This window comes from Streptomyces sp. NPDC001700, assembly GCF_053596435.1.
Map to the genome: position 1 here is coordinate 167,730 of NZ_JBSFGE010000012.1, position 21,364 is coordinate 189,093.

A 21,364-nucleotide genomic window follows, 5' to 3' on the forward strand; every position below is an offset into this window, starting at 1 on the left:
CGAAACCGGGCGGGCCCACGCGGGGCGGTGGCCCGAAGCCGGGCGAGGCGCTGGGCGGGGTCGCGTTGCGCGGCTGCGAGGGCGCGGTGCGCGGCGGGGTCGCGGTGCGCGAGGGGGGCGCGGACCGGGGCGTGGGCGCGGTGCGCGGGGGGTGCGCAGGGCGAGGTGGGGGCGTACGACGAGAAGAGTGCGCCTGTTCCGCGTCCGCGCTCACCGGCACCCCCATGCGCCCATCGAGACCTGGTCCACGTCGCTCCGTCCGGTTCTCGCGCCGCCCCACCGCCTTTCGGGCAGGCGGGCCCGAATACGGACATCACGCCGCTGACCTGCCGGTCGTGGCGTGCGCGACACTCTACGGGGCACCGGGCACCCTCCGCATCGGCTGCCCTCTACCCAGCGGTAATCGCGGTCTGGCAAGCTTCACCGCATGTCCGCTTCCGCCGCTGACCGGGCCCGTTACGACCGGGCCACCTCCCATCTCGAAGCGCCTGTGGCGATTGTCGACCTGAGGGCCTTCGACGACAACGCACGCGACTTGGTACGCCGGGCGGGAGGCAAGCCGATCCGGGTCGCCAGCAAGTCGGTACGGTGCCGGGCGCTGCTGGAACGGGTCCTGGCCCGGGACGGCTTCGCGGGGATCATGAGCTTCACGCTCGCGGAGTCCCTGTGGCTGGCCCGCGAGGGCTTCGACGACGTCCTGCTCGCGTACCCGTCCACCGACCGGGACGGCTACGCCACCCTGACCAGCGACCCCAAGCTCGCCGCCGCCGTGACCGTCATGGTGGACGACATCAGCCAGCTCGACCTGATCGAAAGCGTGCGCGCCGGGACCGAAGTGGTCCGGGTCTGCCTGGAGTTGGACACCTCGTTGCGGATGCTGGGCGGCCGGATCCGCGTCGGCGCCCTGCGCTCACCGCTGCGCACCCCCGAGCAGCTGGCCGCGCTGGCGCGGGCGGTCGAGCGCCGCCCCGGCTTCCGGCTGGTCGGCCTGATGGGCTACGAGGGCCATGTGGCCGGGGTCGGCGACGCGGTGAGCGGCCGTCCGCTGCGCTCCCGCGCGATCCGGCTGATGCAGAGCACGGCGCGCCGGGAGCTGGCGGCCCGCCGGGCGGCGGCGGTCCGGGCGGTCCGGGCGGTGGCGGACCTGGAGTTCGTCAATGGCGGTGGCACGGGCAGCGTGCAGCACACCGCCGCCGAGGACGCGGTGACGGAGATCGCCGCCGGGTCCGGGCTCTACCAGCCGCGGCTGTTCGACAACTACACGTCCTTCCGCGGCCGCCCGGCCGCCCTCTTCGCCCAGCCGGTGGTGCGCCGTCCGGGCGTGGGCGTGGTGACCGTACTGGGCGGCGGCTACCCGGCGTCCGGGGCGGCGGGCCCGGACCGGCTGCCGGTGCCGTATCTGCCGGAGGGGCTGGCTTACGACCCGCAGGAGGGCCCGGGCGAGGTGCAGACCCCGCTGCTGGGCACGCCCGCCGACGATCTGCTGATCGGCGACAAGGTGTGGTTCCGGCACGCCAAGGCCGGTGAGCTGTGCGAGCGTTTCGCGGCGCTGCACCTCGTCGAGGACGACCGGGTGGTGGACTCCGTACCGACGTACCGGGGCGAGGGCCACACCTTCCTCTAGGACGCCTTCCTCTAGAACGGCGCTAGATGGACCGGCCGTCGCCCGCCAGCGCCTCGATGCCCTTGACGATCTCGTCCATGTCGCCGAGCGGCGGCGCCTCGTCGCTCACGTCGAAGCCGAAGCGCACCAGGACCATGGTGTCGGGGACGGTGGGCGACGGGAAGGCGAGCGACTGGACGTACCCGTCGTCGCCCTTCTTCGTCATCACCTTCCACCGCACCAGATAGCCCTTCTCCCCCGCGACGTCGACCGCCTCCTCCTTGAGCGGCTTGTGCGAGGTGATCCCGCCGTACGCCTTGCGGTCGGTGTCCTCGTCCGTGCCGTAGGACTCCTCGGCGTTCTGGGCTATGTCCTCCTCGGCGATGCCCTTGGCGGTGTCCGCCTTGAAGCCGCTGGCGGTCCGGGAGAAGGCGCCGCCGCGTACGCAGTCGGTGGACGGGTCGTTCGGGCACGGGTAGCGCGAGGTGGTCACGCCCGCGCCGCCCGCGCTGCTGCGGCCCGCCTGCCAGCCCGACAGCACGGGCAGGGTGATGCCGCTGGCGGCGTCCGGGGCGGCGCTCGGATCGTCGGTGGGCGGCGCGCTGGGACCGTCGGTGGGCAGGCCGGACGGGGCGTCCGAGGGAGCGTCGCCGCCGCCCCCGGGCGGGGCGGGGGCGGTCGGCAGCGGGTTCGCGCGGTCGCCGTCGGCGCTGTCCCCGCTGTCGCCCAGCAGCACGATGCCGCCGATGATCGCGGCGACCACGGCCCCCACCGACAGCGCGAGCACCGCGACCCGGGGGCCTCGGCCGAGCCCCCGGCCGTCGTCCTGGCCCGGCAGATAGCCGGGCACGGGCGGCGGGCCGAAGGGCGAGTCCGGGCCGAAGGGCGAGTCCGCCGGGGCGTTGGCGCCGCGCGTGTACTCGGTCCAGGTGGACCCGTCCCACCACCGATGCAGCGCGGGGCCGTTACCTGTGTAACCGGGATCGGGATACCAGCCCGGGGGCGTGTTCATGCTCACGCGGTCACCCTATGGCCACGGATCGGCTCCGTACACCGGGGTTGCGCGGACTGCGCGCCCGGCCACAATGCGGTGCCACGAGGCGGTCTACAGCGGCGTGACGTACGCCCCGGCGATGCCGCCGTCCACCAGGAACTCGGCCGCGTTGATGAACGACGAGTCGTCGCTGGCCAGGAAGGCGACCGCGGACGCGATCTCCTCCGGCTCGGCGAACCGCCCCACCGGTACGTGCACCAAGCGCCGCGCCGCCCGCTCCGGGTCCTTGGCGAACAGCTCCTTCAGCAGCGGAGTGTTGACCGGCCCCGGGCACAGCGCGTTGACCCGGATGCCCTCGCGCGCGAACTGCACGCCCAGCTCGCGCGACATCGCCAGCACGCCGCCCTTGGAGGCGGTGTAGCTGATCTGCGAGGTCGCGGCGCCCATCACGGCCACGAAGGACGCCGTGTTGATGATGGAGCCCCTCCCCTGCCGCCGCATGTACGGCAGCGCGGCCTTGCAGCACAGATAGACGGAGGTGAGGTTGACCTCCTGGACCCGCTTCCAGGCGTCCAGCCCGGTGGTGAGGATCGAGTCGTCGTCGGGCGGCGAGATGCCCGCGTTGTTGAACGCCACGTCGACCGAGCCGTAGGTGTCGTACGCGGTCTGGAACAGCGCCTCGACCTGCTCCTGATCGGTCACGTCCACCGGGACGTACAGCCCGCCGACCTCGTCGGCCGCCGCCTTGCCCGCGGACTCGTCGATGTCGGCGCAGACGACGTGCGCGCCCTCGGAGGCGAAGCGGCGCGCGGTGGCCAGGCCGATGCCGCTGCCCGCTCCGGTGATGACGGCGGTACGGCCCACCAGGCGGCGGCACACGGGGGTGTCGGTTTCGGTCTTGCTCACGTCACTGCTCCTCGGTGCTGTTCTCGGTGCTGATGAACACGTTCTTGGTCTCGGTGAAGGCGGTCAGCGCGTCGGGGCCCAGCTCCCGGCCGAGGCCGGACTGCTTGTAGCCGCCGAACGGGGTCGCGTAGCGCACGCTGCTGTGCGAGTTGACGGACAGGTTCCCGGCGGCGACGGCGCGCGAGACGCGCAGCGCGCGGCCCACGTCGCGGGTCCAGATCGAGCCGGAGAGGCCGTACTCGGTCGCGTTGGCCAGCCGTACGGCGTCGGCCTCGTCCTCGAAGGGGAGGACGACGGCGACGGGTCCGAAGATCTCCTCCACGGCGGTGCGGTCACCGGGCGCGGTGGCCTCCAGGACGGTGGCCGGGTACCAGAAGCCCTTGCCGCCGGGGGCCTCGCCACGGATCGCGGCGGGCGCGTCCTCGGGTACGTAGGACCGTACGCGCTCCCGCTGCGCGGCCGAGATCAGCGGGCCCATGGCGGTGGCGGGGTCGGCCGGATCGCCGACCGCGAAGGACCGTACGGCGGGCTCCAGCAGCTCCATGAACCGGTCGTAGACACGGCGCTGGACCAGGATCCGGCTGCGGGCGCAGCAGTCCTGGCCGGTGTTGTCCAGGAACGAGCCGGGTGCGGCGCTCGCCGCGGCCTCGATATCGGCGTCGGCGAAGACGATGTTGGGGCTCTTGCCGCCGAGTTCGAGCGTCACGCGCTTCACGCCCGCCGCGCACTTCGCCATGATCTCCTTGCCGACGGCCGTCGACCCGGTGAAGACGACCTTGGCCACGCCCGGGTGCTCGACCAGAGCGGCCCCGGCCACCGGACCGGCGCCGGGCAGCACCTGGAACAGCCCCTCGGGCAGCCCGGCCGCGAGGGCGAGTTCGGCGAGCCGCAGGGCGGTCAGCGGGGTGGTCTCGGCGGGCTTGAGGAGGACGGCGTTGCCCGCGGCGAGGGCGGGCGCGGTGCCCCATCCGGCGATCGGCATCGGGAAGTTCCACGGCGCGATGACGGCGACCACGCCGAGCGGTTCGTGGAAGGTGACGTTCAGGCCGCCCGCGACCGGGATCTGGGCGCCGCTGAGGCGCTCCACGCCCCCAGCCGCGTACTCCAGCAGATCGCGGACGTTGCCCGCCTCCCAGCGGGCGTTGCCGATGGGGTGGCCCGCCTCGCGGACCTCCAGCGCGGCCAGTTCCCCGATGTGGTCGTCCACGGCGGCGGCGAAGCGGCGCAGCAGCCGGGCCCGGTCGGCGGGGGCGAGGGCGGCCCAGCCGCGCTGGGCGGTGGCGGCGCGGGCGACGGCGGCGTCCACGTCGCCGGGGGTGGCGGCCGGGACGGTGGCGATGACCTCCTCGGTGGCCGGGTTGAGGATGTGGTGCTCGTGGGGGTTCTCGTGAGGGTTCTCGTGGGGCATGGTCGCGTTCCTCATCACATGCGCTCGAAGGACCGGAAGCGTTCCCAGTCGGTGACGGCGGTGTCGTACGCCTCCTGCTCGACGCGGGCCATGTTGAGGTAGTGCTCGACCACCTCGTCGCCGAAGGCGGCCCGCGCTATGGGGCTGGCCTGCCACAGGTCGGCGGCGTCGCGCAGCGAGGTCGGCACGTGTTCGGCGTCGCCGGTGTAGGCGTTGCCGGTACAGACCTCGGGCAGCTCCAGCTCGTGCTCGATCCCGTAGAGCCCGGCGGCCACCATTCCGGCGACGGCGAGGTACGGGTTGACGTCGCCGCCGGGGAGCCGGTTCTCCAGCCGGTGGGCCTGGCCGTGGCCGATGACGCGCAGCGCGCAGGTGCGGTTGTCCGGACCCCAGGCGACGGCGGTGGGCGCGAAGGAACCGGGCCGGAAGCGCTTGTAGGAGTTGATGTTGGGCGCGTAGAGGAGGGTGAAGTCGCGCATCGCGGCGATCTGCCCGGCCAGGAAGTGGCGCATGGTCTTCGACATGCCGTACGGGCCCTCGTCGTCCGCGAACACGGGGTGCCCGGCCTCGTCGCGCAGCGAGAGGTGTATGTGGCAGGAGTTGCCCTCGCGCTCGTCGTACTTGGCCATGAAGGTGAGCGCCGTGCCCTCCTGGGCGGCGATCTCCTTGGCGCCGGTCTTGTAGATGACGTGCTGGTCGCAGGTGGTCAGCGCGTCGTCGTAGCGGAAGGCGATCTCATGCTGACCGAGGTTGCACTCGCCCTTCGCCGACTCGACGGTCATCCCGGCGGCGCCCATCTCGTTGCGGATGCGGCGCAGCAGGGGCTCGACGCGGCCGGTGCCGAGGATGGAGTAGTCGACGTTGTACTGGTTGGCGGGGGTCAGCCCTCGGTAGCCGCTGTCCCAGGCCTGTTCATAGGTGTTGTTGAAGACCATGAACTCCAGCTCGGTGCCCGCGTACGCGGTCCAGCCGCGCTCCGCGAGCCGGTCGAGCTGGCGGCGCAGGATCTGCCTCGGGGAGGCGACGACCGGTGAGCCGTCGTGCCAGGCGAGGTCCGCGGTGAGCATCGCGGTGCCGGGGTTCCAGGGGGTGCGGCGCAGGGTGGCGGTGTCGCCGTGGAGGGCGAAGTCGCCGTAGCCGCGCTCCCAGGAGGACATGGCGTAGCCGCCGACGGTGTTCATGTCGGCGTCGACGGCGAGCAGGTAGTTGCAGCCCTCGGTGCCGTGCTCCAGGGCATCGTCCAGGAAGAAGCGGGCGGCGAACCGTTTGCCTGCCAGTCTGCCCTGCATATCGGTGAAGGCCAGGACGACGGTGTCGATCTCCCCGGCGGCGACGAGCCTGGTCAGCTCGTCGACCGAGAGCGGGGGCGTGCGGTCTGCCACGGTGGTGCCTCCTGGCTGCGGACGGACGGGGGTGGGGGGCTCGGGGTGGCCTTAAGGTAATACCGCAGACCATTGATTGGGAAGGAGGTGCGGACGGTTCATGAGCGGGAGTTCTATGAGCGGGAGTTCCATGAGCGGGAGTGAGAGCGGGGGCGCGGGCAGGGGCGTGGGCGGCGACCGGCTGGCGCCGGTGCTGCGCCCAGTGCGCGCCGGGAACGGCTTCGAGGAGGCGCTGGAGCAGATACTCCAGGTCGTACGGCTGGGGCTGGTCCCCGACGGCGGCCGCCTCCCGGCCGAGCGCGAGCTGGCGGAGCGGCTGCGGATCAGCCGGGTGACCCTGCGCGAGGTGCTGAAGGTGCTCCAGGACCAGGGGGTCGTGGAGAGCCGCCGCGGCCGGTACGGCGGCACCTTCGTACGGGCCCGGCCGGAGCCCGCCGCGGGCGGCGAGGACGAGCTGCGGCGGCGGATCGAGGCGGTGGACGTCGAGGACACGCTGCGTTTCCGGGAGGTCCTGGAGGTCGGCGCGGCCGGGCTGTGCGCAGCCCACGGCCTGGACGGCGGCCAGGCCGCGCGGCTGCGCGCCGCCCTCGACGCGACGCGCGACGCCCCACTGGCCGACTACCGGCGGCTGGACACGATGCTGCACCTGACCCTGGCGGAGCTTGCGGGCTCACCGTCGCTGGCCGCCCAGTACGCGGGCGTCCGCGCCACCGTCAACGATCTGCTGGACTGCATCCCGCTGCTGGTACGGAACCTGGAGCACTCCCAGGCCCAGCACGGCGCGCTGGTGGAAGCGGTGCTGGACGGGGACGCGGACGGGGCGCGCGAGGTGATGCGGGAGCACTGCGAGGGCACGGCGGCGCTGCTGCGCGGGTTCCTGCCGTAGCCCCTGTTTTGTGCGGAGGGTCTTGCGCGGACCCTCCCCCTACGGCAAAGGTATGCCCCCACACCAATCTGCCTCATCCGATTGCGCCCGTCCCCTCTCGTGCGAAGCCAGGAGTGCCCATGGCTGACATGGCCGAAGGAACCGAGACCTCCCGCACCGCCCCCGATCCCGGCTCATCTGGTGAACCCGGTGAATCCGGCTATCTGGAGCGGCGCACTCTGCGGCGCGGCAGCGCGGGTCCGCTGCTGCTGACCGGTCTCGGCGTCGCCTATGTGGTCTCCGGCGACTTCTCCGGCTGGAACTTCGGCCTCGCGGAGGGCGGCTTCGGCGGGCTGGCCATCGCCGCCGTGCTCATGGGCCTGATGTACACCTGCATGGTCTTCGCCCTCGCCGAACTCGCCGCGATCCTCCCCACCGCGGGCGGCGGCTACGGCTTCGCGCGGCGCGCCCTCGGCCCCTGGGGCGGGTTCCTCACCGGCACGGCGATCCTCATCGAATACGTCCTCGCGCCCGCAGCCATCTCCATCTTCATCGGCGACTACGTCGAATCGCTCGGCCTCTTCGGCCTGGAGTCGGGCTGGCCGGTCTATCTCGCCTGCTTCGCGATCTTCATCGGGATCCATCTGTGGGGCGTGGGCGAGGCCCTGCGGTTCAGCCTCATCGTGACCGCCATCGCCGTCGCCGCGCTGCTGATCTTCGCCGCCGCGGCCTTCACCGAGTTCGACTCGGGCTCGCTGAACGACATCGCGGTCGACCACTCGGCGTTCGGCGCCAACTCCTGGCTGCCGTTCGGGCTGCTCGGCATCTGGGCGGCGTTCCCCTTCGGCATGTGGTTCTTCCTGGGCGTGGAGGGCGTTCCGCTCGCGGCCGAGGAGACCCGCGAGCCCGCGCGCACCCTGCCCAAGGCCATGGCCTGCTCGATGGGCATCCTGCTGCTCCTGGCCCTGCTCACCTTCCTCGCCGCGACCGGCGCGCGCGGCCCGGACGCCGTGCAGGACGCGGGCAACCCGCTGGTCGAGGCGCTGCAGCCGGACGGTGAGCCCACCACGCTGTCCCGCGTCGTCAACTACGCGGGTCTCGCCGGTCTGGTCGCCTCCTTCTTCTCGCTGATCTTCGCCGGTTCGCGGCAGCTGTTCGCCCTCTCCCGGGCCGGTTACCTCCCCCGCTTCCTCTCCCTGACCAGCCGCCGCAAGGCCCCCTACCTGGGCCTCCTCGTCCCCGGCGCCATCGGCTTCGGCCTCGCCGCCTGGTCGGGCGACGGCGCCCGGATGCTGAACGTCGCGGTCTTCGGCGCCACCATCTCGTACGCCCTGATGTCGCTCTCCCACATCGTGCTGCGCCGCCGCGAGCCGGGCCTCGTACGCCCGTACCGCACCCCCGGCGGCCTCGTGACCTCGTCCATCGCCTTCGTCCTGGCCTGCCTGGCGCTGCTGGCCACCTTCCTGGTGGACAAGGACGCGGCCTTCATCGCACTCGGCGTCTACGCCGTGGCGCTCGCCTACTTCGCCTTCTACAGCCGCCACCGGCTGGTCGCGTCGGCGCCGGAGGAAGAGTTCGCCGCGCTGGCGGAGGCCGAGGCCGAACTGTCCCGCGACTGAGAGAACGGACGGACCGTTGCCCCCTCTTATCGGTATCAGCACCTACCTGGAATCCGCGGCGAGTTGGGGCGTCTGGAACCTCCCCGCCGCCCTGCTCCCCGCCGGGTACCACCAACTCGTCCAGCGCGCCGGGGGCCTGGCCGCCATGCTGCCCCCGGACGCCGCCGGGGGATCGGCGGCCGCCGTGGTCTCCCGCCTGGACGCAGTCGTGATCTCCGGCGGCCCCGATGTGGAGCCCGTACGGTACGGCGCCGCCCCCGACCCCCGGACAGGCCCACCCGCGCGGGAGCGCGACGCGTGGGAACTCGCCCTGATCGAGGCGGCGCTGTCCGCAGGCGTCCCCCTACTGGGCATCTGCCGGGGCCACCAACTCCTCAACGTGGCGCTGGGCGGCACCCTCCACCAGCACCTGGACGCCCACGCGGGCCCACCGGGGGTCTTCGACCAACACGAGGTGAAGCCGGTCCCCGGCACCCTGCTGGCCAAGACCCTGCCGGAACTCCTCTCCGTGCCCACCTACCACCACCAGTCGGTGGACCGCCTCGGCGAGGGCCTGATCGCCAGCGCGTACACGTCGGATGACGGGACGGTGGAGGCGGTGGAGCTGCCTGACGCGGAGGGCTTCGTCCTGGGCGTGCAGTGGCACCCGGAGGCGGGCGACGACCTACGCGTCATGCAGGCGCTGGTGGCAGCGGCAAGCCGCTGACGTCCAGCCCGAGGTGCGCGAACACCACATCCCGGACGCCGCGCACGGCGTCCGGGTCGAGGTGGGCGAGGATGGGAAGGGCCAGGTACCAGCCCGGTCCGGTCAGCAGTTGCCGCAGATGACGCCGGGCCTCCGCGAGCCGTGCAGCGTCCGGGACGGGGCGCGGCACACCCCGTCCGCCCGGTGCTGCAGCTCGTACAACCGCTGCCCCGTCAGGTCGCGCAGGCCCTCCGGGCGCAGGGTGCCCCGGGCTACGCGGGGGAACCGCACCCGTACAGCCTTCGCCCCTCAGGCCCATCACCGATCGGTCAGCGCTCGCCGGTCACCTCGGCGCCGGAGATCCTGGCCGTCGTACGGGTGCCGTCAGCGCCCGGGGCGGTCGGCTGGAGGGTGAGGGTGATGCGCTGGGTCTCGGACGAGGCGTACTTGGCGTCGCCACCGGCCTCGACCACAAGGAAGCGGACCTTCCCGCCGCCGCCCGCCTCCTTGGTGACCGCGACCGTGGCCTCGATCTCGATCGGGCCGACGTCGAACCGCAGCGACTCCCCCGCGCCCTCCGCCGCCGCGGCCGTGAGCTGCGCCCGCAACTCACGGATCATCTCCGACAGTTCCACCATGGTCCCCCCTCGTTGTCACGCGGGACAAAACTCTACAAGGGGACACCGACACCGCCGGTCAGGACGGAATCTCGAAGGAGTCGCCGTAGACCTTCCACTTCAGCGGCGGGTTCAGGTCGAAGTTCTTCGCGTTGAGGAAGACGCGCTGCGCGGTGTCGACCCGGCTGGTGTCGCTGTGCGCCTCCTCGCTCTGCATGGCCTTCTTGCGGGCGTCGAGGAAGGCGCCCAGATACGTGGTCTGGTTGCCGCCCTGGGCCGGGGTCTTGGCGTTGGACATGGCCGTCTTGCGTATGCCGCCGAAGCTGTACTTGCTGCTGCCCGGGCCGTGCATGACGATCGCGTCGTAGTAGATGAACTGACCGAGCGTGCCCAGGCCGTCGTCCTTGCCCTGTTTGACGGACGGGTTGAAGTAGACGCGGTCGCGCTCGTGCTCCTGGGCGTCCTGGAACACCTTGTCGGCGGCGGCCGTCTTCCAGTCCTTGGTGAAGTTGGGGTCGAGGCCGCTGTGGGAGTCGCTGCCGTTGACCTTGCGCAGGGCGGGGAGGTACTTGGCGAGGACGTTGCCGGGCTTCTTCTCGGTGTAGTACTCGACGAGTTCCAGCATGTCGCCGGTGCCGGAGCAGAAGCCGATGATCCCGGCGGTGTAGCCGCGGCCGTCGCCTATGTCCTCGATGTACTTGAACTGGCCGCGCCAGTCCAGCGAGGAGTTCTCGGCGCTGGAGACCAGCTTCATGGCGATCTCCTTCTTGGCCGGATCGTCCAGGTTGGCCGCCACGCCCGTCTCCTGCGCCGAGGAGTGTACGGGGGTGGCGGCCTGGCCCACTCCGACTCCGATGCCGACGCCGGTGAACACCAGCGCGGCGGGTAAGGCCACGGCCGCCGCCGTCAGACCGATCCTTCTGGACATGGGGGACTCCGTTCGCTTGAGCCGTCCGTTAGGAATGTTTCCTAACCATTGAAGCGAGCGCGCCACACCACCCACAAGGCTTTCGACTCAACTCGCCTACTAAGGCTGCGGAATGGGCACCGGCTGGTCGGTGTCGCCGTCCGACTTACGGACCGGAGGCGTGGGCGTACGGACCTCGTCGGGGGCGCCCCCGGCGGCGCCCGGCACCGCCACCGCCCGCCACCACGTCTCCAGCGGCAGCCCGCGCCCCGGCTCGAACGGCTGCCCCGGGCGCGGCACGGCCACGCTCGCGCCCGCCGCCCGGGCGGCGGTGACGGTGCCCTCGGCGGGCTCCTCCCACGGGTGCGGGGCCAGATTGAAGGTGCCCCAGTGGATCGGCAGCATGATCCCCCGGGTGGGCTCGCCGCCCTGGAGGTCGAGGTGGGCGCGGACGCCCTCCTCCGGCGTCATATGAATGTCCGTCCAGAACTCACTGTAGGCACCGATCTGGATCATGGTCGCGTCGAACGGCCCGTACGACGCCCCGATCTCCGCGAAGCCGGGGAAGTAGCCGGTGTCCCCGCTGTGGAAGATCCGGTGCTCGGGCCCGGCCACCACCCAGGAGGCCCACAGGGTGTGCTGGGTGTTGCGCAGCGCGCGGCCGCAGAAGTGGCGGGCGGGGGTGGCGGTGAGCAGCAGCCCGGCCACATCGGTGGACTCGTGCCAGTCCAGCTCCGTCATCCGGTCCGCCGGTACGCCCCAGCGCTCCAGGTGCGCGCCGACGCCGAGCGGGACGACGAACACCGTGCCGGTGCGCACCAGCGCGCGGATCGTGGGCATGTCCAGGTGGTCGTAGTGGTCGTGGGAGATGACGACCGCGTCGACCGGTCCCAGCTCCCGGAGCGGCACCGGGACCGGGTGCAGCCGCTTGGGCCCGACGGACGCGAAGGGCGAACAGCGCTGGCCCCACACCGGATCGAACAGCACCCGCCGCCCGTCGATCTCGGCGAGCACGCTGGAGTGGCCCATCCAGGTCAGCCGCAGCCCGGAGGCGGGCGGGGCCGCCAGTTCGGCGAGGGTGGTGGGGTACACCGGAATGGTCCCGGCGGGCGCCCGGCGTATGCGGTTCTCCTTGCGGAAGTACGTGGGCAGGAACTTCAGCATCGAGCCCGAGGGCGCGGTGCGGCCGTTGCCGCCGGGGTTGGTGAACACACCGTTCGCGAAGTTCGGCGACTGCCGGATGCGCTCCATCCGCTCCCCGGCCGGGTCCGCCCCGAAGGCGGCGGGGCGCAGGGCTGCGGCGAGCCGGGCACGCTGGGGGCTGGAACCGGTCACGGCACCTCCTGGGTGATGGGGAGCGACGGGCACCCCATGGCCTGTGCTGTTGTGCTGCTGCACTGTGACAACTCTCCCGATGGGTGACCTTGTTCCGGAAGGGGGCACCGGGTCTGTTCAGCTCGTTTTCAGGGCGTGTGAACGTCAGCGATCACCGGTGAACGTCAGCAGCAGGTGGTCCTCGACCGGGCGGTAGCCGATCCGCTGATAGAGGGCGTTGCTGGTGGGGTTGGCCAGGTCGGTGAAGAGCAGCACCCGCTCGGCTCCCGCCGTGCGCGCCGCCCGGCTCACGGCGGCCGTGACCGCGCCTCCGTAACCGTGTCCGCGCAGCTCGGGCGGGGTGTAGACGAACGAGACCCGGACGGTGGCCGCGACCGTGCGGCTCACCGCGGCGGTGGCCACCGGCTCGCCGTCCACCTCCCAGAGCAGGGCGCCGTGGTGGCTGAGCCGGTCGTCCACCGTGCGCGCCACCTCGTCCTCGGGCAGCGCTCCGGTGTCGCGGCCGAACGCCGCGTACCAGCTCAGCAGCAGATCGCGGTCGGCGGTGGTGGCCGCCCGGGCCCGCCCCCGTATCGCGGGCCCGGACGGGGTCAGGGTGTCGAGTTGGTACAGCCGCTGGACGTCCTCGGCCCGGCGGACCTCCCCGGTGTGCCGCTCCCAGGCGTCCGCGAAGGCCTCGGCGACGGGGCGTACGCCGTTCACCCCAGTGAGACGGGGCTCGGTGAGACGCGCCCCGGCCAGGGTGCGGGCCAGCGCGTCCGCCGCCTCGGCGGGCATGGCGGAGAGCAGCGGCGGACGGGGCGGGGTGCGGACGTACGCACCGTCCACGGCGCCCGAGGGCGCCCGCCACCAGCCGTAGACCGGCGGCTGGTCGCCGTAACGGCCACTGCCCGCCGCCGCCAGCGAGGAGACGACGGTGAGGAGCAGGGTGTGCCGGACCGGGCGGGCGCGCAGGAACGCGCCCGCGGCGGCCTGGAACGCATCGAGGTCGGAGGTCGTCGTCCACGGCATGCGTCCCAGGCTGGCGGGCGCGGCACGCCCGGCGCACCTTATTTATCGCCGCATCAGCAGCTCAGGTTCGAGCCCGGGGTGGTGCCGAGTATCTGGACCATCCGCTGGTACGCGTTGATCCGGCTCTGCACCTGGCCCGGGTTGCCGCCGTTGCACTCCAGGCTGCCGTTGATGCTGCGGATGGTCTCGCCGAAGCCGCGCTGGTTGACCATGGCGTTGTGCGGGGTCATGGTGCCCGGGCCGGTCTGGGTGTTCCAGTACCAGAGGGCGGTCTTCCAGGACACCGCGGAGTCGTTCTGCACCAGCCAGGGGTTGCCCAGCAGGTCGATGCCCAGGGCGTCGCCCGCGGCCTTGTAGTTGAAGTTCCAGCTGAGCTGGATCGGTCCGCGGCCGTAGTACGCCGCCTGGCCCGCCGGGCAGCCGTACGGCCGGTTCCCGTCGCAGTAGTGCGGGTAGTTCGCCTGGTTCTGCTCGACGATGTGGACGAGACCGCCGGTCTCATGGCTGACGTTGGCAAGGAAGGCGGCGGCCTCCTGCCGCTTCACGGTGTCGCTGCCGGTGTTCGCGAAGCCGGGGTAGGCGCTCAGGGCGGCGGTCAGGCCCTGGTAGCTGTAGAAGCCGTTCCGGTTCGGGAACATCTGGTTGAACTGCGCCTCGCTCACGACGAAGCCGGAGTTCCCGCCCCCGCCGCCGCAGTCGAACGGCTCCCAGTACCAGGTGCTGATCACCGGGTCGTAGCCCGGGTTGTCGTGCTCGGCGCGGTAGTACTTGCCGTCGGTGTACCGGACGATGTCACCGGTCACGTACCACTTGCCCGCGACCCAGTTCGGATAGGTGCAGGCCGCGGGTGCGGCCGTGCCCGCCGCGTCGGCCGAATCCGCCGATGCGGAAGCCATGGGCATGCCAAACAATAAGGCGCACACCGCCGCCAGCGCGGCGAACCACGTCGTGGCGCGTCTTCTCCACATGAGACCACCCCAATGCTCGTGTTGTCGGAGGACACTCAATCGGCTTGGTCTATACCAGTCAAGGTCCAGACCAAGCCGATGTGGGGTGTGAGCGTCCGGCTCAGGTCTCGCGCTCCGGCACATACGTCTCGGCGTCCAGGCCGAAGGTCCAGGCCACGCCCTCACGGGCGGTCCGGGTGCGGGGCGGGACGCGCAGCCAGTACGTACGGCTCGTACCGTCCGGCTCGGGCGTGGAGTTGACCACCTCGACCATCGCCACCGGCTCGTCGTCCACCAGGTCGATGCGCCACAGCACACCCGTCTCGTCCCGGTGCACGGGCTGCGCCCCGGACTCGTCCAGATAGCGCTCGTAGCCGTAGTGCTCCAGCATCACCCGGCGCAGCTCCGCGTTCTCCTCCGCGCGGATGCGGTCCGGGGTCAGCCCACCCAGCTGGTCGAGGAAGGCCGCGGGCACCGGCATACCGCGCCAGGCGTACAGCGCGAAGCCGTCGGGGAAGGCCAGCGCGGGGCCGTCGCCGCGGTCGAGGCGGCCCGCTTCGTCGCGGTGCAGCTCGACCGGGCGCTCCGCGATCACCACGGCCTTCTCGTACGGCCACCACCACCCGGCGGCGCGGGCGACCTCGGCGGGCCCGTCGAGCCCGCCGTCCGAATCGTCGGCGACGGAGGCCAGCCAGGGCGCGTCGTGCTGCCCCAGCACCGCGTCCAGCAGGGCGAGCCGGATGGCCGTCTCCTGGTCCGCGCGCTCCGTGCGCGAACCCTCCGCCAGGGACTCGATGACGCCGGTGCGGATGCGCTCGGTCAGCGCCCGGGTGACGTCCCACAGCGGCGCCCCCGTCAGCGTCCAGCGCTCGGCCCACCCGGACGGGCCCAGCGCGGTGTGAGCCCGCTCCCGGGCGCGCGCCCAGGGGCGGGTGCGCACGGCGTCCCGCACCGAGGCGCCCGCGGCGCCCGCCACCGGCTCGATCCCGGCGGCGGCGAGGGTGTCGGCGGCCCGCTCGGCGACGTCGCCCGGCAGCCCCTCCCCCTGCCCGGTGAGCAGCAGCGCGACCACCGTGGCCGCGAGCGGCGAGCCGGTCCACACGATCCGCTCCGGCGGCGCCAGCCCTGCCGCTTCGTACGCCAGCCGGATGCCCGCCTCAGCCGCCGCCCGGTCCGCGTGCCCGGTCGCCGCGGCCACCGCGCGCCAGTCCACACCCAACGCCATCTGCGTCATCGTCATGAGTCCTCGTCCCCCGCTCTCAGTCCGCCACGACGCGCACGGCGCCCGGCACGTACTCCCGCTGACGCACCACCCGGTACCACCCCTTGGGCAGCGGTATCGCCGCGTGCTCCTCGTGCACCACCCGCCCGCCGTCCGGCAGATGGAGATACGAGGCGCCGAACGGCCCCGCCTCGCGCACCAGCGTGCCCGGCCCGACCACCGCGTGGGCGTGCCCGGTCACCTCGCCGAGCGCCAGCACCAGCCGCCCCCGCCCGTCCCTGGGCTGCTGCGGCAGCGCGTCGGCGCCCGGCGGCAGCGACTCCCGCGCCACCGGCACGATCAGGACGTCTCCCTGTCGGTACATGCCCTCCCCTTCCGTCGATGGTCCTGACGGTACGCAGGGGGTCCGACAACGCCGCCGACAACGCCCGCCATCAACAGCCGCCAGGGCGGCTGTCGGTGGCGCTTGATACAACTCTTCGCACACCGTGGGGAATCAATCACGCCCCATCGAACCCACCAGGAGAACTCGCGCCCATGTCCTTCATCGGCCACCTGACAGAACTGCACGGCCTTCCGGCCTTCGACTTCCCGCGCCCCGACGAGGAGGAGTCACGGCTGCCCGCACCGGAGGCCGCGGCCTGGCGCATCTCCTACAACCCCTACACCGAGGAGTCGGACGAGAACTTCGAGGAGCGCTTCGAGCGGTTCCTGACCACGGTCGCCCCCTCCCGGGTGCGGGCGCTCATCATCGGCCAGTGGGGCGAGGCGGAGGAGGAGGACGACTCGGCGATGATCGTCGACCTGCTGGTGGCCGCCAAGGACCGGCTGACCGCCCTCGAAGCGGTCTTCATCGGCGATCTGGAGCCGGAGGAGGCCGAGATCTCCTGGATCCAGCAGTCCGATGTGACCCCGGTCCTGGACGCCTACCCCGGGCTGCGGGAGCTGGGCATCCGCGGCGGCAGCGGCCTGCGGTTCCCTGTCGTCACCCACCAGAATCTGCGCAGGCTCCGCTTCGAGACCGGCGGGCTGCCCGGCGAGGTGGTGCGCGGTGTCGCCGGAAGCGAGCTGCCCGCCCTGGAGTACCTGGAGATGTGGCTGGGCGTCGAGGGTTACGGAGGCGATGCCACCGTCGGCGACCTCGCGCCGCTGCTCTCCGGTGGCCGCTTCCCCGCGCTGCGCCATCTCGGCCTGCAGAACAGCGAGATCCAGGACGAGATCGCCGCCGCAGTCGCCGCCGCGCCCGTCGTCGCCCAGCTCACCTCGCTCGATCTGTCCATGGGCGTGCTCACCGACGAGGGCGCGGCGGCGCTGCTCGACGGCCAGCCGCTCACCCACCTCCGGCGGCTCGACCTGGACCACAACTACTTCTCGGAGGCGCTGGAGCAGCGGCTGCGCGACGCCCTGGGGCCGTCCGGGGTGGAGGTCGCACTGTCCGAGAAGGGCGACGAGGACGAATACGACGGCGAAGTCGACCGCTACACGGCCGTCGCCGAGTGACGGCCGCCCGCACCCGACCACAGACATCAGGATTTAGGTGAGGAGCATCCAGCCATGATCGGCCATCATCGGGAGTCCTTCGCCGGTCTGCCCGTCTCCGACTTCGCCAGCACGGATATCGGAGCCGATGCCGACGATCTGCCGCCCGCCGACTCGGTCGCCTGGCGGCTCTCCCTCGACTGGGAGGACAGCCGCCCGTTCATCGAGCTGTGGGCGGACTTCCTGGACACCGTGGCGGCCGAGCATGTCCGCGCAGTGATCGTCGGCAGCTGGTGGGGCAGCGAGGACTACTCCACTGTGCGTCCGGTGCTCGACGCCCTGATCGCCTCCGCCGACCGGCTGCCCGCGCTGCGCGGGCTGTTCCTCGCCGACGTGATGTCCGAGGAGTGCGAGCTGTCCTGGCTGCCGATGGACGACGTCACGCCCGTCCTGGCGGCGTACCCGCTCCTGGAGGAGTTCACGGTGCGCGGCTGCGGCATGGGAGACCTCGGCTTCCGGCCGGTGCGCCACGAGCGGCTGCGGTCGCTGAGGTTCGAGTCCGGCGGGCTGCCGGGCGAGATCGTCCGCGCGGTGGGCGCGAGCGAACTGCCCCGGCTGGAACACCTCGCGCTGTGGCTGGGGGTGGAGCAGTACGGGGGTGATGCCACGGTCGCCGATCTCGCGCCGATCCTCACCAGTGGCCGTTTCCCCGCGCTGACCCATCTCGGGCTGCAGGACAGCGAGATCCAGGACGAGATCGCCGCCGCCGTCGCCGCCGCACCCGTCGTCGCCCAGCTCACCTCGCTCGACCTGTCCATGGGCACGCTCGGCGACGAGGGCGCGGCGGCACTGCTCGACGGCCAGCCGCTCACCCACCTCCAGCGGCTCGACCTGCACCACCACTATCTGTCGGACGCGATGACGCGCCGGATGTGCGACGCCCTGGAGCCGTCCGGGGTCGCGGTCGACGTCTCGGATCCGGAAAAGACCGATGTCTGGGATGACCTCGGTGACGGTGAGGAGGAGTTCCGCTTTGTCGCCGTCTCCGAATAGCCCACGGTTCGCCGTCGTCGGCAATCCCGGCCATCGCCGCGTGGAGATGTTCACCGACGCCGCCCTGGCCGCCGGGCTGGCCGCGCCCCGGGTGCTGGCCTGGCGCGATGTGCTGTGCGGCGGCGTGGAGTTCGAGCCGGGCGAGACCGTACGGATCGACTCGCCCGGCGAGGACCCCGAGGTGGACGCGCTGCTGCGGGGCGCCGGGGACCCGACCCGGGTCGAGGGCACCGCCCGCTGGTACGCCCGGCTCATGGACGCCGTACGGGCCGTCGCGAAGGCCGCGCACACGGCGGACGCGACGCTGCTGGACGACCCCGGTGAGCTGGCCGTCCTGTTCGACAAGCGGCTGTGCCACGGGGTGCTGGACGCGGCCGGTGTCCCCGTACCGTTCTCGCCGACCTCCGGTCCCGGGGCGCCACCGGTGCGCGGCTGGGACGACGTACGGGCGGCGCTCGGCGAGGGCGGGATGCACCGCGCGTTCATCAAGCTCGCGCACGGCTCGTCCGCCTCCGGGGTGCTCGCGATCGAGTACGCGGGCCCGGGCCGCATCCGCGCCACCACCTCGGTGGAGCGCGCGGAGGACGGCGCGCTCTTCAACTCGCTGCGGGTGCGGCGGTATGACACGGAGCGGGAGATCGCCGCGATCCTGGACACGCTGGCCCCGGACGGGCTGCACATCGAGCGCTGGCTGCCCAAGGCGTCCCAGCACAAGCGCGCCGCCGATCTGCGGGTGGTGGTGATCGGCGGCCGGGCGACCCACGCCGTCGTGCGGACCAGCCGCTCCCCCATGACCAATCTCCACCTCGGGGGCGTACGCGGCGATCTGGCCGCCGCCCGCGCGGCCGCGGAGGGGGCCGGGGTGGAGTGGCGCACGGTGCTGGGCACGGCGGAGCGGGCGGCGGCCTGCTTCCCGGACACCCTGTGCGTCGGGGTGGATCTGCTGCCCGGCACCGGGTGGCGGCGGTTCGCGGTCGGCGAGGTCAACGCCTTCGGCGATCTGCTGCCCCGGCTGACCGGGCTGCCCGGCAGCGGCGCCGAGGGCCAAGACACGTACGCGGCGCAGATCGCCGCCGTGATCCGCGCACCCGGGGAGGCAAGCCACGATGCCTGAACCGGAACTGTCTGAACCAGAAGTGTCTGAACCAGAAGTGTCTGAACCGACCCTGGCCGAGCCTGATATGAACGCGGTCGTGGGCAGCCACGATCTGCTGCTGGTCACCCTCGACACCCTCCGCTACGACGTCGCCGCCGAACTCGCCGCCGCCGGGCGGCTCCCCCACCTGACCGCCCGGATGCCGGGCGGGGTCTGGGAGAAGCGGCACGCCCCCGGCAGCTTCACCTACGCCTCCCACCAGGCCATGTTCGCCGGATTCCTGCCCACCCCGGCCCGGCCGGGCCCGCACCCGCGGCTGTTCGCGGCACGCTTCGCGGGCAGCGAGACCACGGCGGAGGGTACGTACGTCTACGACGCCCCGGATCTGGTGACCGGGCTCGCGGCGGCCGGGTACCACACGGTGTGTATCGGCGGTGTCGGCTTCTTCACCAAGCGGCCCCCGATGGGCTCGGTGCTGCCCGGCTACTTCCAGGAGAGCCACTGGGAGCCGGAGTTCGGCGTCCCCTCCCCCACTTCCTTCGAGGCGCAGATCGCCTGCGCCGAGCGGGTCATCGGGGATCTGGCCCCGGAGCGGCGGCTGTTCCTCTTCATCAACGTGTCCGCACTGCACCAGCCCAACTGGTTCCATCTGCCGGGCGCGACCCGCGACAGCGGGGACACCCGCGCCTCCCACGCCGCCGCGCTGGAGTACGTCGACCGCCACATCGGCCGTCTCTTCACCGCGATGAGCGGCCGCGGCCCCGGCTTCGCGATCGTCTGCTCCGACCACGGCACCGCGTACGGCGACGGCGGCTACACCGGCCACCGGCTCGGCCACGAGGCCGTCTGGACCGTGCCGTACACCCACTTCTTCCTTGGGACCCCATGACCATCACCACCACCACCGTCCGCCCGTACCAGTCGTACGTCTACGCCTATCCGCACAAGACCGCGTACGACGAGCTGCCGGACCGGCCCGCGCTGCGCGGGCTGTGGGCGGACGAGCCGAAGGACGCGCTGTCGCTGTACCTGCACATCCCGTTCTGCGAGGTGCGCTGCGGCTTCTGTAATCTCTTCACCCGGATCGGCGCCCCGGACGGCCTCACCACGGCGTATCTGGACGCCCTGGAGCGCCAGGCGGACGCGGTGTCCGACGCGCTCGGGGACGGGGCCCGGTTCGCCGCCGCGGCCTTCGGCGGCGGCACCCCGACGTTTCTGGAGGCGGCCGAGCTGGAGCGGCTGTGCGACATCGCCGAGAAGCGGATGGGCGCGGATCTGGCCGCCGTGCCGCTCTCCGTCGAGGCGTCCCCGGCCACCGCCACCGCCGACCGGCTCGCGGTGCTCGCCGCGCGCGGTACGACACGGCTGAGCCTGGGTGTGCAGAGCTTCGTGGACGCGGAGGCGCGTTCGGCGGTCCGGCCGCAGCGCCGGGCCGATGTCGAGGCCGCGCTGACCCGGATCCGCGAGGCGGGCATCCCCGTCCTCAACATCGACCTGATCTACGGGATCGACGGCCAGACCGAGCGCAGCTGGCTGCGCTCCCTGGACGCGGCCCTCGCCTGGCACCCCGAGGAGCTGTATCTCTATCCCCTCTACGTCCGCCCGCTGACCGGCCTCGGCCGCAAGGAGGCCGCCGAGACGGATGACGAGTGGGACGAGCGGCGGCTGCGGCTGTACCGGCTGGGCCGGGACCATCTCCTCGCGCGCGGCTATGAGCAGGTCTCGATGCGCATGTTCCGCCGTACGGACACCCCCGCCCCCGCGTCCGGCGGCGAGGACTACGCCTGCCAGACGGACGGCATGATCGGCCTGGGCTGCGGCGCCCGCTCGTACACCTCCGGGCTGCACTACTCCTTCGACTACGCGGTCGACATGCGCGAGATACGCGGCATCATCGACGACTATGTCTCCCGCCCCGAGGCCGACTTCGGCCACGCCGAGCACGGGCGGGCGATCACCGGCGACGAGGCCCGCCGCCGCCATCTGCTCCAGTCCGTCCTGCAGGCCGAGGGCCTGGACGTGGCCGCGTACCGGGCGCGGTTCGCCGCCGACCCGGCCGAGGACTTCCCCGAGGAGCTGGCCCGGTTCGCCGCGCGCGGCTGGCTGGACCCTGCCCCGCCCCACGGCAGGCTGAGGCTGTCGCCGGAGGGCCTGGCGCACTCCGACGCGCTCGGCCCCGAGCTGTTCTCCCCCGCCGTGCGCGCCGCGATGGCCGCGTACGAGGCGAAGTGAGCC

21 protein-coding genes are annotated in these 21,364 nt (G+C 72.4%); 9 read left to right on the forward strand and 12 right to left on the reverse strand.

Annotated features, from left to right (window positions below):
- The first annotated feature begins 427 nt into the window (after window positions 1-427).
- Window positions 428-1,624, forward strand: a complete 1,197-nt coding sequence (locus ACWC5C_RS23305; protein WP_450878113.1) for an amino acid deaminase/aldolase — start codon at window positions 428-430, stop codon at window positions 1,622-1,624.
- Between the two features lie 22 nt (window positions 1,625-1,646).
- On the opposite strand, the gene ACWC5C_RS23310 is transcribed toward ACWC5C_RS23305, so the two are convergent.
- The 4 genes from ACWC5C_RS23310 to ACWC5C_RS23325 form a co-directional block, all read right to left on the reverse strand.
- Window positions 1,647-2,615 carry a DUF2510 domain-containing protein gene (locus ACWC5C_RS23310; RefSeq protein WP_450878287.1) on the reverse strand — a complete coding sequence of 323 codons (969 nt, stop codon included), beginning with the start codon at window positions 2,613-2,615 and terminating at the stop codon, window positions 1,647-1,649.
- A 93-nt stretch (window positions 2,616-2,708) separates the two neighbouring features.
- On the reverse strand, window positions 2,709-3,503 hold the full coding sequence (locus ACWC5C_RS23315; RefSeq protein WP_450878115.1) for a 3-oxoacyl-ACP reductase: 795 nt from the start codon (window positions 3,501-3,503) through the stop codon (window positions 2,709-2,711).
- 1 nt (window position 3,504) lies between these two features.
- The gene (locus ACWC5C_RS23320; RefSeq protein WP_450878117.1) at window positions 3,505-4,911 is read right to left on the reverse strand and encodes an aldehyde dehydrogenase family protein; all 1,407 of its coding nucleotides are present in this window, start codon (window positions 4,909-4,911) and stop codon (window positions 3,505-3,507) included.
- 14 nt (window positions 4,912-4,925) lie between these two features.
- Window positions 4,926-6,293, reverse strand: coding sequence for a glutamine synthetase family protein (locus tag ACWC5C_RS23325; protein ID WP_450878119.1), 1,368 nt, complete (start codon window positions 6,291-6,293; stop codon window positions 4,926-4,928).
- Window positions 6,294-6,423: 130 nt separating this feature from the next.
- Here ACWC5C_RS23325 and ACWC5C_RS23330 point away from each other — a divergent pair, with 130 nt between their 5' ends.
- From ACWC5C_RS23330 to ACWC5C_RS23340, 3 genes are all read left to right on the forward strand, one after another.
- The gene (locus ACWC5C_RS23330) at window positions 6,424-7,179 is read left to right on the forward strand and encodes a FadR/GntR family transcriptional regulator (protein WP_450878121.1); all 756 of its coding nucleotides are present in this window, start codon (window positions 6,424-6,426) and stop codon (window positions 7,177-7,179) included.
- A gap of 128 nt (window positions 7,180-7,307) precedes the next feature.
- Window positions 7,308-8,777 carry an ethanolamine permease gene (eat, locus tag ACWC5C_RS23335; RefSeq protein WP_450878289.1) on the forward strand — a complete coding sequence of 490 codons (1,470 nt, stop codon included), beginning with the start codon at window positions 7,308-7,310 and terminating at the stop codon, window positions 8,775-8,777.
- Between the two features lie 16 nt (window positions 8,778-8,793).
- On the forward strand, window positions 8,794-9,483 hold the full coding sequence (locus tag ACWC5C_RS23340) for a gamma-glutamyl-gamma-aminobutyrate hydrolase family protein (RefSeq protein WP_450878123.1): 690 nt from the start codon (window positions 8,794-8,796) through the stop codon (window positions 9,481-9,483).
- A gap of 102 nt (window positions 9,484-9,585) precedes the next feature.
- On the opposite strand, the gene ACWC5C_RS23345 is transcribed toward ACWC5C_RS23340, so the two are convergent.
- The 8 genes from ACWC5C_RS23345 to ACWC5C_RS23380 all read right to left on the reverse strand — a co-directional run bounded on the left by ACWC5C_RS23345 (window position 9,586) and on the right by ACWC5C_RS23380 (window position 15,865).
- A complete protein-coding gene (locus tag ACWC5C_RS23345; protein ID WP_450878125.1) occupies window positions 9,586-9,753 on the reverse strand; it encodes a hypothetical protein in 168 nt (55 codons plus the stop codon).
- A gap of 38 nt (window positions 9,754-9,791) precedes the next feature.
- Complete coding sequence (locus ACWC5C_RS23350; RefSeq protein WP_450878126.1) at window positions 9,792-10,100, reverse strand: trypco2 family protein; 309 nt, start codon at window positions 10,098-10,100, stop codon at window positions 9,792-9,794.
- 58 nt (window positions 10,101-10,158) lie between these two features.
- Window positions 10,159-11,007, reverse strand: a complete 849-nt coding sequence (locus ACWC5C_RS23355; RefSeq protein ID WP_450878128.1) for a chitosanase — start codon at window positions 11,005-11,007, stop codon at window positions 10,159-10,161.
- A gap of 99 nt (window positions 11,008-11,106) precedes the next feature.
- The gene (locus ACWC5C_RS23360; RefSeq protein WP_450878130.1) at window positions 11,107-12,321 is read right to left on the reverse strand and encodes an MBL fold metallo-hydrolase; all 1,215 of its coding nucleotides are present in this window, start codon (window positions 12,319-12,321) and stop codon (window positions 11,107-11,109) included.
- Between the two features lie 144 nt (window positions 12,322-12,465).
- On the reverse strand, window positions 12,466-13,332 hold the full coding sequence (locus ACWC5C_RS23365; protein ID WP_450878132.1) for a GNAT family N-acetyltransferase: 867 nt from the start codon (window positions 13,330-13,332) through the stop codon (window positions 12,466-12,468).
- A 53-nt stretch (window positions 13,333-13,385) separates the two neighbouring features.
- Window positions 13,386-14,300 carry a glycoside hydrolase family 19 protein gene (locus ACWC5C_RS23370; RefSeq protein ID WP_385442646.1) on the reverse strand — a complete coding sequence of 305 codons (915 nt, stop codon included), beginning with the start codon at window positions 14,298-14,300 and terminating at the stop codon, window positions 13,386-13,388.
- Window positions 14,301-14,400: 100 nt separating this feature from the next.
- Window positions 14,401-15,504 (reverse strand): DUF6745 domain-containing protein, encoded by a 1,104-nt coding sequence (locus ACWC5C_RS23375; RefSeq protein WP_450878291.1) that lies wholly within the window; start codon window positions 15,502-15,504, stop codon window positions 14,401-14,403.
- A gap of 34 nt (window positions 15,505-15,538) precedes the next feature.
- Window positions 15,539-15,865 (reverse strand): hypothetical protein, encoded by a 327-nt coding sequence (locus tag ACWC5C_RS23380; RefSeq protein ID WP_450878135.1) that lies wholly within the window; start codon window positions 15,863-15,865, stop codon window positions 15,539-15,541.
- 173 nt (window positions 15,866-16,038) lie between these two features.
- Here ACWC5C_RS23380 and ACWC5C_RS23385 point away from each other — a divergent pair, with 173 nt between their 5' ends.
- The 5 genes from ACWC5C_RS23385 (at window position 16,039) to ACWC5C_RS23405 (ending at window position 21,361) form a co-directional block, all read left to right on the forward strand.
- Window positions 16,039-17,001: an STM4015 family protein gene (locus ACWC5C_RS23385; protein ID WP_450878137.1), complete on the forward strand. Its 963-nt coding sequence runs from the start codon at window positions 16,039-16,041 to the stop codon at window positions 16,999-17,001.
- Between the two features lie 54 nt (window positions 17,002-17,055).
- Window positions 17,056-18,033, forward strand: a complete 978-nt coding sequence (locus ACWC5C_RS23390) for an STM4015 family protein (RefSeq protein WP_450878139.1) — start codon at window positions 17,056-17,058, stop codon at window positions 18,031-18,033.
- Window positions 17,981-19,147, forward strand: coding sequence for an STM4014 family protein (locus ACWC5C_RS23395; protein ID WP_450878141.1), 1,167 nt, complete (start codon window positions 17,981-17,983; stop codon window positions 19,145-19,147). The genes ACWC5C_RS23390 and ACWC5C_RS23395 overlap by 53 nt, the downstream gene beginning before the upstream one ends.
- Window positions 19,148-19,214: 67 nt before the next feature.
- Window positions 19,215-20,018, forward strand: coding sequence for an STM4013/SEN3800 family hydrolase (locus ACWC5C_RS23400; protein WP_450878293.1), 804 nt, complete (start codon window positions 19,215-19,217; stop codon window positions 20,016-20,018).
- The gene (locus ACWC5C_RS23405) at window positions 20,015-21,361 is read left to right on the forward strand and encodes an STM4012 family radical SAM protein (protein WP_450878143.1); all 1,347 of its coding nucleotides are present in this window, start codon (window positions 20,015-20,017) and stop codon (window positions 21,359-21,361) included. Before ACWC5C_RS23400 ends, ACWC5C_RS23405 begins: the two co-directional genes overlap by 4 nt.
- The last annotated feature ends 3 nt before the right edge of the window (window positions 21,362-21,364 follow it).

Coding starts and splice junctions, on each gene's coding strand:
- ACWC5C_RS23305 (WP_450878113.1), top strand. CDS start 428: ATGTCCGCTTCCGCCGCTGACCGGGCCCGTTACGACCGGGCCACCTCC.
- ACWC5C_RS23310 (WP_450878287.1), bottom strand. CDS start 2,615: ATGAACACGCCCCCGGGCTGGTATCCCGATCCCGGTTACACAGGTAAC.
- ACWC5C_RS23320 (WP_450878117.1), bottom strand. CDS start 4,911: ATGCCCCACGAGAACCCTCACGAGAACCCCCACGAGCACCACATCCTC.
- ACWC5C_RS23330 (WP_450878121.1), top strand. CDS start 6,424: ATGAGCGGGAGTGAGAGCGGGGGCGCGGGCAGGGGCGTGGGCGGCGAC.
- eat (WP_450878289.1), top strand. CDS start 7,308: ATGGCCGAAGGAACCGAGACCTCCCGCACCGCCCCCGATCCCGGCTCA.
- ACWC5C_RS23350 (WP_450878126.1), bottom strand. CDS start 10,100: ATGGTGGAACTGTCGGAGATGATCCGTGAGTTGCGGGCGCAGCTCACG.
- ACWC5C_RS23355 (WP_450878128.1), bottom strand. CDS start 11,007: ATGTCCAGAAGGATCGGTCTGACGGCGGCGGCCGTGGCCTTACCCGCC.
- ACWC5C_RS23365 (WP_450878132.1), bottom strand. CDS start 13,332: ATGCCGTGGACGACGACCTCCGACCTCGATGCGTTCCAGGCCGCCGCG.
- ACWC5C_RS23370 (WP_385442646.1), bottom strand. CDS start 14,300: ATGTGGAGAAGACGCGCCACGACGTGGTTCGCCGCGCTGGCGGCGGTG.
- ACWC5C_RS23375 (WP_450878291.1), bottom strand. CDS start 15,504: ATGGCGTTGGGTGTGGACTGGCGCGCGGTGGCCGCGGCGACCGGGCAC.
- ACWC5C_RS23380 (WP_450878135.1), bottom strand. CDS start 15,865: ATGTACCGACAGGGAGACGTCCTGATCGTGCCGGTGGCGCGGGAGTCG.
- ACWC5C_RS23385 (WP_450878137.1), top strand. CDS start 16,039: ATGTCCTTCATCGGCCACCTGACAGAACTGCACGGCCTTCCGGCCTTC.
- ACWC5C_RS23390 (WP_450878139.1), top strand. CDS start 17,056: ATGATCGGCCATCATCGGGAGTCCTTCGCCGGTCTGCCCGTCTCCGAC.
- ACWC5C_RS23395 (WP_450878141.1), top strand. CDS start 17,981: ATGACCTCGGTGACGGTGAGGAGGAGTTCCGCTTTGTCGCCGTCTCCG.
- ACWC5C_RS23400 (WP_450878293.1), top strand. CDS start 19,215: ATGAACGCGGTCGTGGGCAGCCACGATCTGCTGCTGGTCACCCTCGAC.
- ACWC5C_RS23405 (WP_450878143.1), top strand. CDS start 20,015: ATGACCATCACCACCACCACCGTCCGCCCGTACCAGTCGTACGTCTAC.